Genomic DNA, 14086 nt, shown 5'->3' with positions numbered 1-14086 from the left:
AGTTCTAGCTTGGTCGCTGAACCAACTACCGGAGACCTCTTCAATTAGCGACCACCGCCACGCCCAATATCGAGGCCCTACGAAACACGGCCTAGACCGGCTCAACGTCCAGGACACCGGGTTCAACTTCAGTCCACCCGGCCCGGAGCGAGACCATGCGACTGGTGAAGCGGGGTCGGAGGTGCAGCACCACCCGATATTGCAAGCATTTTGGGCGAGCACCCCCGTGCACAGCGCCGTCATGCTGAACCGCGCAGACTAATCAACCGAACGCCTCAGCCACGCCCGGCTACAGATCGCCGACCGTCCGACCCACGCTCACATACGCATTATTGACCTTCCGTAAGCGCGTGACCCGTGCCCTTTGCGTCGGGTTGAATACCGCGGTGATCACCATGGAAGCGGTCATCGAGGTACCCGCGGTCACCGACGGGTCGCCGCCGCCTTGGCCGGTGTCAGCGATGGCGCCCGGATCGTGGTTGGTGCTCAACGCCGGCTGCGCCGATGACCAGGTCGGGCTGTTCGTGGCCGCGCTCGCTGGCCGGATCGAGGTTCAGCCTCCTGGCGGCCGCGATGAGGTCGTGAACGCACTGCTGGCTGAGGAGCTTCTCATCGCTACCGGCGGCCTGCAGCTCCGCGACCGCACCATCGGGACGGTGGTAACGCCGGGCTGCTGTGCCGGGCTCGAGGACTGGCACGACTGGGCCCCGGTGTTGATCGGCGACTCGCCGTGGCTGGGACATGACCCAGGTCCCGAGGTCGAGCTCGTCAACGACGATCTGCGAGTGTGGCAAGACGGCGGCCCGAACCGGTATCGCGGCCCGTGGGCCGGCGTACACGTCGACCTGCCACACCGTGCGCTACCCGGGCTACTGAACGACGTGCACCGGGACCTGATCGGCTTCCTCGACGCCGTCACCGGATGGGCCACGCGGATCGGATTGCAGCAGCGAGGGACCGATCTCGTTGAAGCGATCGACAAGAACTTCACGATCACCGCGCCGATGGACGTACAGCCGCTCCGATAGCGCAGTCATCGGATTCCCGCGCCAGGCCGTTGATCAGGTTCGGCTTCCGGCTCAGCTTGCTTCCAAGACCTCGGCGCGGCGGGTGAGGTCCGCCGCGATGTCATCCCAATCGGGGCCGTGCAGCCAGAGGTTCTGCGCAGCTTCTCTCAACAGCGCCGGCTCATCGGGACGCTGCAGAAGAACCAGACGATAGGCCAGGTTCCGCACCCAGACCGGCAAGAGGCCGTCAACCACCTGTGGGCACAGCTCGCGCAGCATGGCGAGGATCGACTCCGCATCAGCGAAGGTGAGCTCCTCAATGAAGTAGCGCTCGTCGTGATCAGCGCTGCATCGCGGCGGAGTGGGCCGATACTCGTCGCCATAGAGGCACCGAGCGCGCTCCGACAGGGTGCTGTGCATGCCAAACCCTACGACGCCATGATTGCTGACGCAGAGCCCAGCCGATTGCGGCTTGCGGAGACGACGCAAGTGCTTCTGTGCGGGATCGCCCGTCTCCGAGGACCCGAGGCATCGGTGCTGGCACCTTCGGGTTCGCCGAAGAGGTCTCCAGACTGAAGGGCGTGGTCACGGCGCTGCCCGTGGGATCGGCGTCTCAGATGACGGCACCGTGACGGACTCCAGCAGACTCGCCCGCGATGCTTCACATCGATGCACAGCAAACCTAGAAACGTGGCGTTAGGCGAACCGAGATGCCGGCCGGCGCCGGCCATCCTGGAGCAACACGCCTGACCACTTCGACCTCTACTGAGAGGTCACGCCGCACCGCTAGACCGCGTCACCGCAGGTCAAAGCTCTCGTCCCTATCCGGCGTCGGTGAACACCTCGGGCGCGGTGACCCCTTCGCCAACCTGCACCCAATCTGCTCCCACTTGCAAGGCCAGGCCCGGCCAACGGCTCCTTACCGCCTTGACCTGCGCACACTCCCCTACCAGGCGGCATAGAGCGCCGTCGACTGCTGCCCAAAACCGGGGAGCACTCCGCGGGAAACAGGACGCCGCACCGACTCTGAGCTGCGGCAACGTGGAGCCGCAGGCAGGGGTGGGTGCGGTTGAGTGTCGTTCGACGCCGTTGGACGCAGTTCAACGCCGTTCAGGGCATCCCGCTGCTCCCAACCTGCTCCCCGGATCCACGGTGCGCACCGACCGCCAGCGCGTGGAGTGAGCTGCCACCGGCAGGCAGTGGGGTTGTGCCGTCTCCGCCTACGGCGCAGGTTCCAGCACGACGACTGGGATCTGGCGGCTGGTCTTCCGCTCGTAATCGGCGAAGCCCGGATACGCGGCCTTCTGCGCGCTCCAGATCCTTTCCCGCTCGGTTCCAGTGGCAACTCTGGGGACCAACTTCACCTTGTCCGTACCGATCTCCGCGCGGACCTGCGGGTGAGCCAGCAGGTTGTAGTACCAGTCGGGATTGGTGGGCGCGCCACCCTTGGACGCGAACACGGCGTAGCCGCCGTCCATCTTCTGGTACATCATTGGGTGCACGCGAGGCTCGCCGCTCTTGGCGCCGATCGTGTGCAGCAGCAGCAGCGGCGCGCCGGCGAACTGACCGCCGACCTGCCCGCCGTTGGCACGAAACTCGTCGATGATCTTATCGTTCCAGTCGCTCATGCCTTCTCCTCGCCGCCGTGAACCGGCTCCTTATCGACGATTCTGACAGTCATCGCCGGGGCGTGACACTGCGAGCACTCGCCACGAGCCCGGCGGTGACAATGTGTGGCGCTCGGTTCGCGGCAGGTACGGCCGTTGGAGGCCGCGGTGTTTGGCTCGTGTGCGATCGGAGGTGCCGGCTGGCTCAGCGCTTGTAGGCCATCGGCCGCGCGATCACCGTGTCGGCGCCCCTATGGGTTTCGTCGAAGAGACCGGGCTGCGTTGTCTTGGGGTGGCGGGCAGTATGACGCAGTGCCGGATCTGCTGTGGGATGACGTCAGGAACTTCTTCGACCCGGACCTGATGGGTTCGCTGCCGGACGTGGTCGTACCGGATACCTCGGTGGATGACTGGCAGGCGGTTCTGGATGCCGTCAGCGCGAGCGGCTGGACGTTTCAGTATTCCGAGGGCGAGACGGTGCTGCCGGCGCCTCGGGCGGAGGCGGTGTTTGCCCGCCCGGCTGATGCCGAGTGCGCGGAGCTGCGGGTCTGGCCAACTGCCGACGTGCTGGCGATCTTCCGGTTCTATGCGGTGGAGGAGATCGACTTCGATGTTGATCTGCGGGAGCTTCAGGGGCAGGAGCGACTGGATGTGTTCTGCGGCTTCCTGCGGGTGATCGGGCGGCTGTTGGGCAAGCCGGTGCTGATGGATTCCGAGGGCGGCAACCACAGCCATCCAGTGCTCGGGTTCGATGTTGAGACCGATCAGGTGGTGCTGTTGGCGGATCCGGCGATCAACGCGCCCGCTGCTGGCTGTGGTTCGTAGGACGTGCCGTCACGCAGCATCGCGAAGGGGACATCGGCGCGGCGTCGGGCGAGACAGAGGAGAGCTTGGGTGTGTCCCTTTCCTTGAGCGACGTGTTCCGCGGCCGCTCACCCCTCGACCTGCGCTACGTCGTCGCGACCTGACCCTGTCGTGCGGCAGGGACCCCGAGGCGACAGCAATTGAACCGTCCGGGATCTTGTAAAGACTTTGGTTGGCCAGCTGGTCAGGCTGGCGGATCATCTCGAAAGAGGTGCTCTTTCACACCTGGCCTCCAGCGGGTTGCAACGAGTTCGGGACGAGGGCGGGTCGGCTTGGGGACCCAGCCGTGTTGTCTGGTGTCGGGCGCAGGGCTGTCCCAGTCGGCGATCAGCGAAAAGGGATCCGTGTCGCGGCCAGGCTCATCGTCACACGGCTCCCGGACAACCATCGCAGGGTAGAAGCGCGTCTCCTGGGCCACCTCGCAGTCATCCGTCCGGGAGGCGACCAAGGCACCACAGTCTTCACAAGCCACGGAGGGGTTCCACCCGACCATGGACCAGCAGCCGTCCCCTGGCCCTGCGCGTTCTCCGTGAATGGCCTCCAACTGTCGCAGTTGCCCAAAGGCTCCGAGGGCGAGGTCCAGTTGGTCAACCCGCCATCGGACATGCTGCCAACCTTCGCCAGCCCGGAACTACCCGACTCCGGTGTCCTTCGGTGGGGTGCCGCGCTTGACTCCTTCGCCGACGCGCGCAACGCGTACCGGCTCAGCGGTGACCTTGTCGACCGACATGCAGCGGCCCAGCAGGACTTGTTCCTAGCCGGTGCCCTCGCCGGAATCGCCGGTGGTGCTCTCGTATGGTGTCTCGAACTGACACTCGGCGCGCTGTCGCGCCCTATGTCCGACGCCCGGGGCGCTGGCGTCAGCCCGCAGGCAGGGCGATCAGTCCGTCAGCGCTGGCGGGCATCGAGTTCCACGCTAGCCGCCGGCCCAATGCGTTGGAAGAAGCGAGGCGCTGACGCATCCCGTGCTCGCGCCAGACGAGGCCACTGACGTCCGTGGAGAATGTTGCAGCCGCACAGGCGCCCCGTCAATCATTGTCTTGGCGCCTTCAGGGCTCGGGGATCAGCTCGTAGCCGTCCCGCCTGCCGCCACAACACCTCGCCCCACGTCGGCACGCCCCTCCCCGCCGACGAGCGGCAGAGAGGCTAAGGGATGCACCGCCTGCCGTTGCCGCCGGCCCGGCTACGGCCACGGCCAGTGACGCGCCCCGGCGGCGGGCGAGGCGGGGGAGACCTCGCTCCTTGAATGAAGAAGCGGGGTCGCCGGATGTCGAGGTCACCACCGCGCGGCCATCCCAGACCACGCAGGGTTGATTAGAGAACTTTATTTACAGTAAGGTCTCGCCTGCAGTACATCCAAGGGACTCGATGCTCCGCTTGCGTCGTGTCCGCGAACCTGCCGAAAGGTGGCCCCCACCATGTTCAGAAGACGCCTGATGGCGATCATCGCGACGGTCAGCGTGGCCATCGCGAGTGCTGCTGCGGCGCTGCTGCCGACCACGCCGTCGGCTGCGGCCGAAGCCTGCGCGGCGCCGTACAACAACAGTGCGGTCTACACCGCTTCTATGCGCGTCTCGCACCAGGGCCGGAACTGGACCGCGAAGTGGTGGACGCAGTACGAGACGCCCAGCACCGGTGGCTCCGGAGTGTGGCAGGACAACGGTCCCTGCGGTGAAGGCGGTGGTGGCGGAGGCGGCAGCACCTGCAACTACCCGAACTGGGCGGCGGGCACCTTCTATCCGGCTGGCTCGATCGTGCGCTACACCGACGGCAACCACTACCGGGCAAAGCACGAGAATCCCGGGTACGACCCGGTCATCAGCACCTGGTACTGGGAGCCGTACACCTGCTCCGGCGGGGGCGGCACCACCCCGCCTCCGGGTGGCGGCACCAACGGGTTCCCCGTCAGCGAGGCCCAGTACAACCAGATGTTCCCGCTGCGCATCCCGTTCTACTCGTACGCAGGGCTGATCGACGCGGCCCGCAAGTATCCGGCGTTCACCGGCACCGGCGACGCCACCGCGCGCAAGCGTGAGGCGGCGGCGTTTCTGGCCAACATCGACCATGAGTCGGGCCAGCTGCGCTACGTCGAGGAGCAGAACCAGGCGAATTGGCCGCTGTACTGCGACCGCTCCCAGTCCTACGGCTGCCCGGCGGGCCAGTCGGCCTATCACGGTCGGGGCCCGATCCAGCTGAGCTGGAACTTCAACTACAAGGCCGCCGGTGACGCGCTGGGGATCGACCTGCTGAACAACCCGGACCGGGTCAAGAACGAGTCGTCGGTGGCGTGGCAGACCGGTGTCTGGTACTGGATGACCCAGAACGGCCCGAACAGCCAGCCCGCGCACTCGGCGATTCTCGGCTCCCAGGGCTTTGGCGGCACCATCCGCAGCATCAATGGCGCCCTGGAGTGCGACGGCCGCAATCCAGCCACCGTGCAGAACCGGGTCACCACCTACCAGCGGTTCGCGCAGATCCTGGGCGTGGACCCAGGCACCAATCTGTACTGCTGACACCCAGCGAGGGTGCGGCCCCGGACCGCACCCTCGCCGTCGCGGACCGCCGGTAACCCCGCGCGCCCCAACCGCAGGTCTCCAGCCCCCGTTACCTTTTTGATCGTCCCCAGCTGGGGACCCTCGGTCGCCCGGCCCGGTATGACTGTGAGGCTTGATGAGGTTGGCCGGTTCATGATCGACTGATGGCCGGCAGCGGCGGGGGTGACTCTCGGTATGACTGGCTTCGTGCCTTTAGTAAGACCTGTCCGGTCTGTTGCGTTGCTCGTGCCCAGGGATCAATGCAGGCTTGACGGGTGCAGCGGTCGAGTCCTCGTCGTCCCTGGTCGCCGCCGAAGTCGGCGTTCACCGGGTTCCGGTTCCCCGCGGAGGTGATCGTCGTCGCGGTCCGCCGGTACCTGCGCTACAACCTCTCCTACCGGGACGTGGAGGAACTCCTGGCTGAGCAGGGTGTCGAGGTCGACCACGTCACCGTGTTCCGGTGGGCGCAACGGTTCACCCCGCTGCTGGCCGACGCCGCCCGGTTCGCCCGCCACTCCCCGGGTGACCGATGCTTCGTCGACGAGACCTACGTCAAGGTCAACGGGGTTTGGCGCTACGTCTACCGCGCGATCGACCAGCACGGGCAGGTCATCGACGTGCTCGTCTCAGCTCGCCGTGATGCCGCTGCGGCCCGGCGGTTCTTCCAGCGCGCACTGCGGATGCTGAAGGTGACGCCCAGCGAGGTGGTCACCGACGCCGCTCCGGTCTATCCCGCCGTGCTCGACGACCTGATCCCCTCGGCTCGGCACCACGTCGAGCGGCACGCGAACAATCCGATCGAGGCCGACCACAGCCAGCTCAAGCACCGGCTACGACCCCTGCGCGGGCTCCGGACCGACCCAACCGCACAAGTGATCATCGCCGGACACGCGTTCATCCAGAACCTCCGCCGCGGACACTACGAACTCGGGCTCGACAGCCAGCCCAAGCTCCGAGTCGCTTCGGCGTTCAGTCAACTCGCCCGGGTCATCTGACCGCGGACCCGACCGGGGCGTAACGCGTCTCCCGATCAGATAATGCAACGGCACCCACCTGTTCGATGTTCTCGTTCGTCCGCTCCACGCTCATGTCGCCTCCCCTGTCGTCGCGGCGGACCGGGCTGCCGCCCGCCTCACCTGGCCCGCGTCCCCGCCCTCCATGGCGGAAGACCCGACGGACGGCATCGCTGTGAGCCGGGCAGCAGCCAGCTAGCTGAACTTGCCCGCCACAGCATGCTCCATGCTGGTCACCCTGCCCGTCTCCAGCACCTCCTTCAGCCTGCGCAGGTTCGCCGGCACCTCGCCGGCAGGAGGTTTGCCCATCAGCGCGAGGGCCGCGTGGCCCAGCCTGCCCAGCGGTGTCCGCATCACCTCGCGTACCTCGGTCTCGTCGGCGGTGGGACCGCCGGTGAAGTGAACCTCCCAGTAGGTCCGCAGGCCGGACAGGGAGCGCGTCTCGTAGCGGATGACCTCGTTCGCACGCTCCTCGGTCACCTCCATCGTCGACGTCAGCCGAACGCCCAGCGGGCCCTGAATCGTCCACCGGGACATTCGTGGGCCGACCTGCTCGATGGCCAGCACGTCGCCAAGGAATCGGGGGAGGCTCGTGAAGTCGCGGTAGAACGCGAACACCTCCCGCACCGGGCGTCGGATCGTCACTCGGGCTTCGACCGCGCCGTGTGCCCGCGATGATGAACCCCGCATCGCCGCCTCCCATCGGTTCACCCGTCGGGTTGTCGCCTACCCGCTGGTCGAGCGGCCATGCGGGGTCGACCGACGTCACGGCCTCCAGGAGCCGGCGGTCTCGAAGCGGTGCTGGTACTCCAGCACGCCCTTGCTGTTCGACACGTCGAAGACGACGCTGCCGGTGCGCTGGGTGCCGGCGGCCAGGCCGTTGCCGGCCGTCAGGGACTTGCCGCAACCGGAGAAGGCGCCGCCGAGCGCGTTGGTCTCGGTGCCGTCCGCGGCTACCCACTGGAAGAAGAGGGGGTTGATCGCGGCATGTGCGGATATTTTCCGGCCTAGCTTGGGCGCTGTGGGGGTGGCTCATTTAGAGGGAGCGGGTTTCCTCAAGGATGACCCGGCCGCCGACCTCGACGGCGTCGTTCGGACCTGGTCGAGTCAGGATCTGCGATCCCTTGCCCTGCATGATGTCCAGCGCCCGGCGCAGCTCGGCGGTGAGCACGATCGCGGACGCTCCGGTGGCTTCATCCTCGACGATGGCGTCGCCCCGGCGGGGAAATCCCCTGGTACGCACCCGACCGGCGGCCCGGTCTTGCCACGCCCACGCGTACAGCCACCCGTCACCTGGCGGCGGACACGGTAGCGAGTCGACCTCCTCGGCTGAGGCGTACTGCTGCATGCGCCTGTCGGGCGCCCACTGCGCGCGACCCCTGATCCAGGTGAACTCGCCGTCCTGCCAGGTTGGCACCGAGCCCGCCGGCGGGTGTAGGAGTTCCGGCCTGGCTCGGAGCCGACCCAGCAACCAGGACGTGCCCACCAGGGGATGCCCGGCAAACGGCAGCCGCACGCTCGACGTGTAGATATCGACGACCCCCGTTCCAGCATCATCGACGAAGACAGTTTCGCTGAAGCCCAGCCGCGCGGCCATGGCTTGGCGGTCCTGCCCAGCGGCCATGGCATGGCCGTCAAGAACAACGCCGAGCTGGTTTCCGTACCTACCGCCGGGACCGCAGAACACACGAAGTACATGAATATCTGTCACAAACGATGCTAACCACAGCAGGCTTGCTGAGCGGACACCGGCACCGTGCGCTCATCGGCATGACCGCGCGACTTGCGGCAGATCCGGGCGCCTGATCTTGGCGAGACATACGGCAGGCAGGCACCGCCGTTGGTTCGGCTGGGCCGCGTTGCGATCCGGGTCATTAGCCGATCGGAGGACCGCAGGCGATGATCGGCTATTTCCATGTGCGACGGACACCCTGCGACGCCTATAGAGGAGGCATGACCAACGAGGTGACCGTTCCCCTGCTGCCGTGCCCATCCATTGACGACATCGAAGCCTTCTACGGAGTTCTCGGTTTCCGCACCACCTACAAGCAACGCAAACCCAACGCGTGTGTGGGGGTGCAGCGCGAAGACCTGCATCTGCAGTTCTTCGAGATCGCCGGATTCGACCCGCAGCAGTCCTACGGCTCCTGTCTCGTACTCACCTCGGACATCGAGGAACTACACCGGGCATTCGCAGCCGGCATGCGCGCCGCGTACGGCAAGGTACTGGTGTCCGGAACGCCGCGGATGACCCGGCCCAGGGCGCGGAAGAACGCCGACGGGTTGGGCGGATTCAGCGTCATCGACCCAGGCGGCAACTGGATCCGCGTCTTTCGGCACGCCGCCACCGCGCCCGTGCCGGCCGCCACGCCTGCCGGGCGGCTGGCCAAAGCACTGGCGAATGCTGTCGTGCAGGCCGATTCCAGAGGAAACGTCGGCCAGGCCGTTCGGATCCTCGACAGCGCGCTGGCCCGCCCACAAGCCGGCGAGGACCCGGTCGAGCAGGTGGAGGTCCTGGTCTACCGCGCCGAACTCGCGCTGGTGCTGCACGACCCAGAGACGGCGGCCGAGATGCTGGCCCGCGCCCAGTCCGTCACGCTCACGAAAGCCGAATCCGAAAGGGCGGCAGCCGCGTTCGACAACGCCGCCGAACTCGCAGCAGCACTGCGGTAACTCACCATACGAACGCCTCCCTCATCTCGGCAGATCAGGATGCCGAGCGGTAGCGGCCGCCGTCACGCTCCGCCACGCGCGGATCGCGGCAGATCCGTGCGTTCAGTCGCGGACAGGGATGAGGCTGTAGACGTACATGTCTTTGCGCTCGGTGCCGACCTGCTGCCAGCTGCGCAGGAGTCCTTCGCGCTGGTAGCCGCAGGCTTCTGCGGCGCGCCACGAGCCCTCGTTCCATGGCTCGACGAACAGCTCCAGCCGCTTGACGTCGTCCAGTGAGCTAGCCCAAGCGGTGAGGGCGCTCAAAGCGGCCCGCACGTATCCGAGGCGCCGGTGCTGCGGTGCGATCCAGTAGCCCGTCGATGCGCGCCCGGTGGAGATGTGGCTGGTCCAGAGGCCGATGTTCCCCACAGCTTCGTCGGTCTCGGCGTCCGCGATCGCAAAGGAGTAGCCAGACCCTTCAGCGAGTCGTTGGTGCTGCCGTTCAAGGTAGCAGCGGCTTCCTCGTGGGCATCGGAGGGCGGCACTGACGTGATGAGGGGAATGAGAGGGTCCGACGCGACCGAGGCGACGAGCGGGGCGTCGTCCAACCGGAACGCACGCAAGCGCGCCGGCGGCTCGACGAGACACGGCATCTCCGTCGGCAGCATGCCCCCGATTCTGGGGCTCTCAGGCAGCCCGAGCAATTGAGCTCGGCAACCTCAATTCGGCAGATCAGGATGCCGAGCGGTAGCGGCCGCCGTCACGCTCCGCCACGCGAGGATCGCGGCAGGAGCGTGCACTCGATCAAGGTCGACCGCGAAGCGGGGCAGCGTCTGAGCGCCGACTCCCAGACACGGCGGATCGCCGGTCACCTCCATCTTCGAAGCCGGGTGCATTGTTTGCAGTGCTGGGGCTGTCGGCTGTTCCTGTTGCCATCACCATCGGCGGTCTGGCCTCTCATGAGCCCTGTGCGTGACCGACGGCCTGAGCGATGGCGAGAGTGTGCTGGTACTCGCGCCAGTGGGCCAATTTGCCGTCGCGGGTCCGCATCACCGCGATGAAGGGCGACGAGGCGGTTGCCCCGGTCGCGGTGTGCGTGCCGACCAGTTCGTACTCGATCACGATCGTCTCGGGGTCAGCGGTCTCGTGCACGACCACGTCGCGGCAGTCGTCGAAACGGACGGGGAACGCCGCCTGGCTGGCTCGTGTGTACTCGAGGACCCGCTGCTTGCCCTCGGTGCGCGTCGGGCGGCCGGGTGCGGCGAACGGCGTCTCGATCACGACATCGTCGGCGAGCATCTCAGCCTCGTAGGTGGGCTGGTTCGCGAGCCAGTGGGCGCGCATGCTGTCGAAGATTGCTCTTGGTGTCACGATGGTCCCTCCGGATAATGAGTCAACACTCGACTTGCGTCGAGGATAGTGAGTGGAGGCTCATTTTGATAGAGGGCACGCCACTGCGCGCCGACGCGCAGCGCAACCGCGCACGCATCCTGGACGCCGCCGAGGCGGTCTTCGCCGAGTTCGGTCCCCGCGGCTCCACCGAGGAGGTGGCCCGACGAGCCGGTGTCGCCATCGGCACGGTCTTCCGCCACTTCCCCACGAAGGACGACCTGCTCGCCGCGATCATGAAGCGGCTGCTGGCGCAGCTTGTCGAGGACGCCGAACAGCGGGACCTGTTCGATTTTTTGACCCACATGGTGGCGCAGGCCGCAGCGAAGAAGACCGTCGTCGACCTGCTCGCCGGCTCCGGGGTGGACATCCGGCTGCCCGACGCGGTCAGCCACTTGGAGGACGCGGTCGACAGGTTGCTGCAACAAGCCCGAGCCGCCGGAGACGTCGCGGCCACGGTTCGACTACCCGAGGTGATGGCACTCCTTGCCAGCGTGTGCCAAGGAGCCCTGCACGGTGGGTGGGACGAGCAGCTGCAGACCCGTACGCTCGAGGTCATCTTCGCCGGCCTGAAACGCAACTGACCGCCACCCGTCGGCGAAGCAGACCATGCCTGACCGCAGCTAAAGGGCTGTCCGACGCAGCTGCCACTGCTTGATCAACCATCCGCACATCGACATGAGCGGACGCCGCCCTACCGCCTCCGCGGGGGCGCCAGCGCTGACCACTTCGGGCACGCCAAAGAGGTCACCAACCAGAGGTGCCTGGTCAGGGTGTTGCCTGTGGGATAGCCGTCCCAGGTAGCGGCACGTCGGCGCCCCCAGGGATGCCACTCGGATCGCTCCTCGTTGATGGCAGTCGGCCGTGCGGCGACGAAACTCGACGGCCCGACATGCCGCGCTGCGCTATGCGTGTTTGAGGCAGCGAGAGGTGACCATTTCGGATGTCAACAGGACGCCGCACCGACTCTGACCTGCGGCAACGCGGAGCCGCAGGCAGGGGTGGGTGCAGTTGAGCGCCGTTCGACGCCGTTGGACGCAGTTCAAGGCCCTTCAGGGCACCCCGCTGCTCCCAACCTGCTCCCCCAACCCGGCTCGCACCGGCTCGCCGGCCGCCGACCGTCGACCGCTCGCAAGCTGCCGGCCCGATGCTTTGGCTGGCACCAGCGCTGGCCCCCACAGCTGCATCGGTTGACCGGGAAATGCGCTCACGATCGCCGCGCAATGTCAGCGGCAGATGCGGTAACTCCCTGAGGCTTGGTTCATCAGCTGCTGTCCAGCACCAGATCGCGGGCCGCTGGCGGTGCGACGCTATCGTGCGGGAGAGCCTGTGACAGGAGGCAGGATTTGATCACAGTCATCGTCGACACGACCACGACGTTCATCGACGTCATGATGAAATCCACTTCTTGGATGCAACTGCTCACCCTGTGCGACGAGTCAAAGATCCAGGTTGTGCTGCCTGATGTGGTCCTCCGGGAGACGGCTCGGCACTGGGAGGCTGAAGTCTCGAAGACCATCCAGACCGCGAACGGGAAGATCGCCGGCATCAAGAAGTCCCGCGAGAAGCTCACCGAGATGGGCATCGACGCGAGCAGCCTGGTCGACAGCACACCTGTGATGGGGACGCCAGACAGGGCCAGGTTCGAGGAGGAGACACGCGCGAAGCTAGTGTCACTGGGCATCCAGGTGGAGCCAGTTCCGGACCACGTCGACATCGAGAGTGTTCTCCGGCGTGACCTCGCTCGTAAGAAGCCCTTCACCGACAACGGAAAGGGCTTCCGCGACACTCTCGTCTGGGAGACCGCTAAGCAGGTCGTGATGGAGTCAGAGGCAGGCGACAAGATCTTCCTGGTCACCAACAACTCCACCGATTACTGCGACGAGACCGGTGCCCTCGCGCCCGAACTGTATGCCGAAGTCAAGAGTGCTGCTGGAGAATTGGCTCGGGTAGCAGATCTCGAAGAACTTCTGAAGCATGGCGCGCTGGCGCCAATGGTGGCCGGACTCGCCAAGACTCCCGAGCAGCTAGCTACGTTCCTTGCACTCGCCGCGAGCACCCGCAGCTCCGATGCCGAGCCCTTGTCCGTTGACCAGGTCGTCGAGAACGCCGTCATGCAGGCACTGGAACAGCTCGCCGGCGAGGAGGTCGAGACCGGCAATCCAACGACGTCAGGCCTCGACTTTACGGAGCTGACCATTCCTAGTGAGCTCGAAGGTCTTTCGATTGCCTCGATAGAGCCCGACGAATCAACGCTGATTTGGCAGACCTACGAGACTTACCAGGACAGCACGCTTCTCATTCAGGCCGAGATCGATGCCGAGGTCACTCTCGACGGGTTCGCATACAAGAGCGACCTCGGTTACCGCAGCGAGGACGAGCGTGTCTATGTCCTTGAGTGGGACTGGAACGACCACATGGCTTACGTCGGCACCACAACGAATGCGCGTCTCAGCTTCCAGATCCGACTCGAACAGGGCATGGACTTCGTAGAGGAGTGCGAGTTCGAGGGCGCGCATCCCCTGGTCGGCGAGGACCCTCACCCGTGGAAGGCGCCACCTGACGGGTCGCCTGCTGACGCAGCGACCCGAGGTCAGGGAAGGGAGCTCGTCGGCCAAGCCGCCAAGTCCATGGTCGCCCCGCCTGTAGCGCGTGACAGTAATACCACCGGCGCCGCACCCTGACCCGCCGAATGGCCACACGTGGACCCGGGATCGGTCGACCGCCGGAACCGCTCCACGCCAGCGACGTGATCAACCAACTTCCAGCGCTCGGTCGGCACCAGGATCGCGTCGTCTAGCCCCGGCCTGTTCCCAGACATCCGCTCATCGGCAGTTCCGAATGGGGAGCGGCAGCTCCAGCCGTCACGCTGCGTGCCGCGCGGATCGCGGCAGAAGCGTGCATGGCCTCTGCCGGCTCACCGGTACTCGAGGCAGGGAGCTACTGGATGATCGACAAGAGAGTCGTCGGGCGGTCGCGTACGTGGTGGAATTCCGTATGCGGATGAGCGAGGTGCTGAC

Annotated in this window: 13 protein-coding genes and 1 pseudogene; 7 read left to right on the top strand and 7 right to left on the bottom strand. The window is 66.3% G+C overall.

From position 1 onward, the window contains the following. Positions 1-395 precede the first annotated feature (395 nt). Positions 396-1028 (top strand): hypothetical protein, encoded by a 633-nt coding sequence (locus ABZT87_RS31175; protein WP_355140034.1) that lies wholly within the window; start codon positions 396-398, stop codon positions 1026-1028. Positions 1029-1079: 51 nt separating this feature from the next. Here the strand turns inward: ABZT87_RS31175 and ABZT87_RS31170 are convergent, their stop codons facing one another. Both ABZT87_RS31170 and ABZT87_RS31165 read right to left on the bottom strand, forming a co-directional pair. Beyond that, positions 1080-1427: a hypothetical protein gene (locus tag ABZT87_RS31170; RefSeq protein ID WP_355140032.1), complete on the bottom strand. Its 348-nt coding sequence runs from the start codon at positions 1425-1427 to the stop codon at positions 1080-1082. An 800-nt stretch (positions 1428-2227) separates the two neighbouring features. Next, positions 2228-2635, bottom strand: a complete 408-nt coding sequence (locus ABZT87_RS31165) for a nitroreductase family deazaflavin-dependent oxidoreductase (protein WP_355140030.1) — start codon at positions 2633-2635, stop codon at positions 2228-2230. A gap of 291 nt (positions 2636-2926) precedes the next feature. Here ABZT87_RS31165 and ABZT87_RS31160 point away from each other — a divergent pair, with 291 nt between their 5' ends. After that, a complete protein-coding gene (locus ABZT87_RS31160; protein WP_355140028.1) occupies positions 2927-3439 on the top strand; it encodes a hypothetical protein in 513 nt (170 codons plus the stop codon). Here the strand turns inward: ABZT87_RS31160 and ABZT87_RS31155 are convergent. Beyond that, positions 3379-3528 (bottom strand): annotated as a pseudogene (locus ABZT87_RS31155) (IS110 family transposase); the annotation flags it as partial. The gene ABZT87_RS31160 and the pseudogene ABZT87_RS31155 overlap by 61 nt on opposite strands. 1368 nt (positions 3529-4896) lie before the next feature. On the opposite strand from ABZT87_RS31155, the gene ABZT87_RS31150 reads away from it, so the two are divergent. Next, positions 4897-5991 carry a glycoside hydrolase family 19 protein gene (locus tag ABZT87_RS31150; protein WP_355140026.1) on the top strand — a complete coding sequence of 365 codons (1095 nt, stop codon included), beginning with the start codon at positions 4897-4899 and terminating at the stop codon, positions 5989-5991. Between the two features lie 296 nt (positions 5992-6287). Further along, positions 6288-7007, top strand: a complete 720-nt coding sequence (locus tag ABZT87_RS31145) for an IS6 family transposase (protein WP_355140024.1) — start codon at positions 6288-6290, stop codon at positions 7005-7007. A 213-nt stretch (positions 7008-7220) separates the two neighbouring features. On the opposite strand, the gene ABZT87_RS31140 is transcribed toward ABZT87_RS31145, so the two are convergent. Next, positions 7221-7715, bottom strand: coding sequence for an SRPBCC family protein (locus tag ABZT87_RS31140; RefSeq protein ID WP_355140022.1), 495 nt, complete (start codon positions 7713-7715; stop codon positions 7221-7223). Positions 7716-8061: 346 nt separating this feature from the next. Beyond that, complete coding sequence (locus ABZT87_RS31135; protein ID WP_355140020.1) at positions 8062-8712, bottom strand: PhzF family phenazine biosynthesis protein; 651 nt, start codon at positions 8710-8712, stop codon at positions 8062-8064. A gap of 266 nt (positions 8713-8978) precedes the next feature. On the opposite strand from ABZT87_RS31135, the gene ABZT87_RS31130 reads away from it, so the two are divergent. Further along, complete coding sequence (locus ABZT87_RS31130; RefSeq protein WP_355140018.1) at positions 8979-9698, top strand: VOC family protein; 720 nt, start codon at positions 8979-8981, stop codon at positions 9696-9698. Between the two features lie 102 nt (positions 9699-9800). Here ABZT87_RS31130 and ABZT87_RS31125 read toward each other — a convergent pair whose 3' ends face one another. After that, positions 9801-10325, bottom strand: coding sequence for a GNAT family protein (locus tag ABZT87_RS31125; protein ID WP_355140016.1), 525 nt, complete (start codon positions 10323-10325; stop codon positions 9801-9803). 309 nt (positions 10326-10634) lie between these two features. Next, positions 10635-11048: a nuclear transport factor 2 family protein gene (locus ABZT87_RS31120; RefSeq protein ID WP_355140014.1), complete on the bottom strand. Its 414-nt coding sequence runs from the start codon at positions 11046-11048 to the stop codon at positions 10635-10637. Between the two features lie 65 nt (positions 11049-11113). Between ABZT87_RS31120 and ABZT87_RS31115 the strand changes: the two genes are divergently transcribed. Continuing rightward, positions 11114-11650, top strand: coding sequence for a helix-turn-helix domain-containing protein (locus tag ABZT87_RS31115; RefSeq protein WP_355140012.1), 537 nt, complete (start codon positions 11114-11116; stop codon positions 11648-11650). Between the two features lie 762 nt (positions 11651-12412). Continuing rightward, positions 12413-13750: a PIN domain-containing protein gene (locus tag ABZT87_RS31110; protein ID WP_355140010.1), complete on the top strand. Its 1338-nt coding sequence runs from the start codon at positions 12413-12415 to the stop codon at positions 13748-13750. The last annotated feature ends 336 nt before the right edge of the window (positions 13751-14086 follow it).

The organism is Micromonospora sp. NPDC005237, from assembly GCF_040607775.1.
Taxonomy (GTDB): Bacteria; Actinomycetota; Actinomycetes; order Mycobacteriales; family Micromonosporaceae; genus Micromonospora.
Note: the sequence above shows the minus strand (reverse complement) of the source record. Positions and strands in the feature narration are given on the sequence as shown.

What these genes read in the sequence shown, in the direction of transcription:
- ABZT87_RS31175 (WP_355140034.1), top strand. Translation starts at nt 396, where the DNA reads ATGGAAGCGGTCATCGAGGTACCCGCGGTCACCGACGGGTCGCCGCCG.
- ABZT87_RS31170 (WP_355140032.1), bottom strand. Translation starts at nt 1,427, where the DNA reads ATGCACAGCACCCTGTCGGAGCGCGCTCGGTGCCTCTATGGCGACGAG.
- ABZT87_RS31165 (WP_355140030.1), bottom strand. Translation starts at nt 2,635, where the DNA reads ATGAGCGACTGGAACGATAAGATCATCGACGAGTTTCGTGCCAACGGC.
- ABZT87_RS31150 (WP_355140026.1), top strand. Translation starts at nt 4,897, where the DNA reads ATGTTCAGAAGACGCCTGATGGCGATCATCGCGACGGTCAGCGTGGCC.
- ABZT87_RS31140 (WP_355140022.1), bottom strand. Translation starts at nt 7,715, where the DNA reads ATGCGGGGTTCATCATCGCGGGCACACGGCGCGGTCGAAGCCCGAGTG.
- ABZT87_RS31130 (WP_355140018.1), top strand. Translation starts at nt 8,979, where the DNA reads ATGACCAACGAGGTGACCGTTCCCCTGCTGCCGTGCCCATCCATTGAC.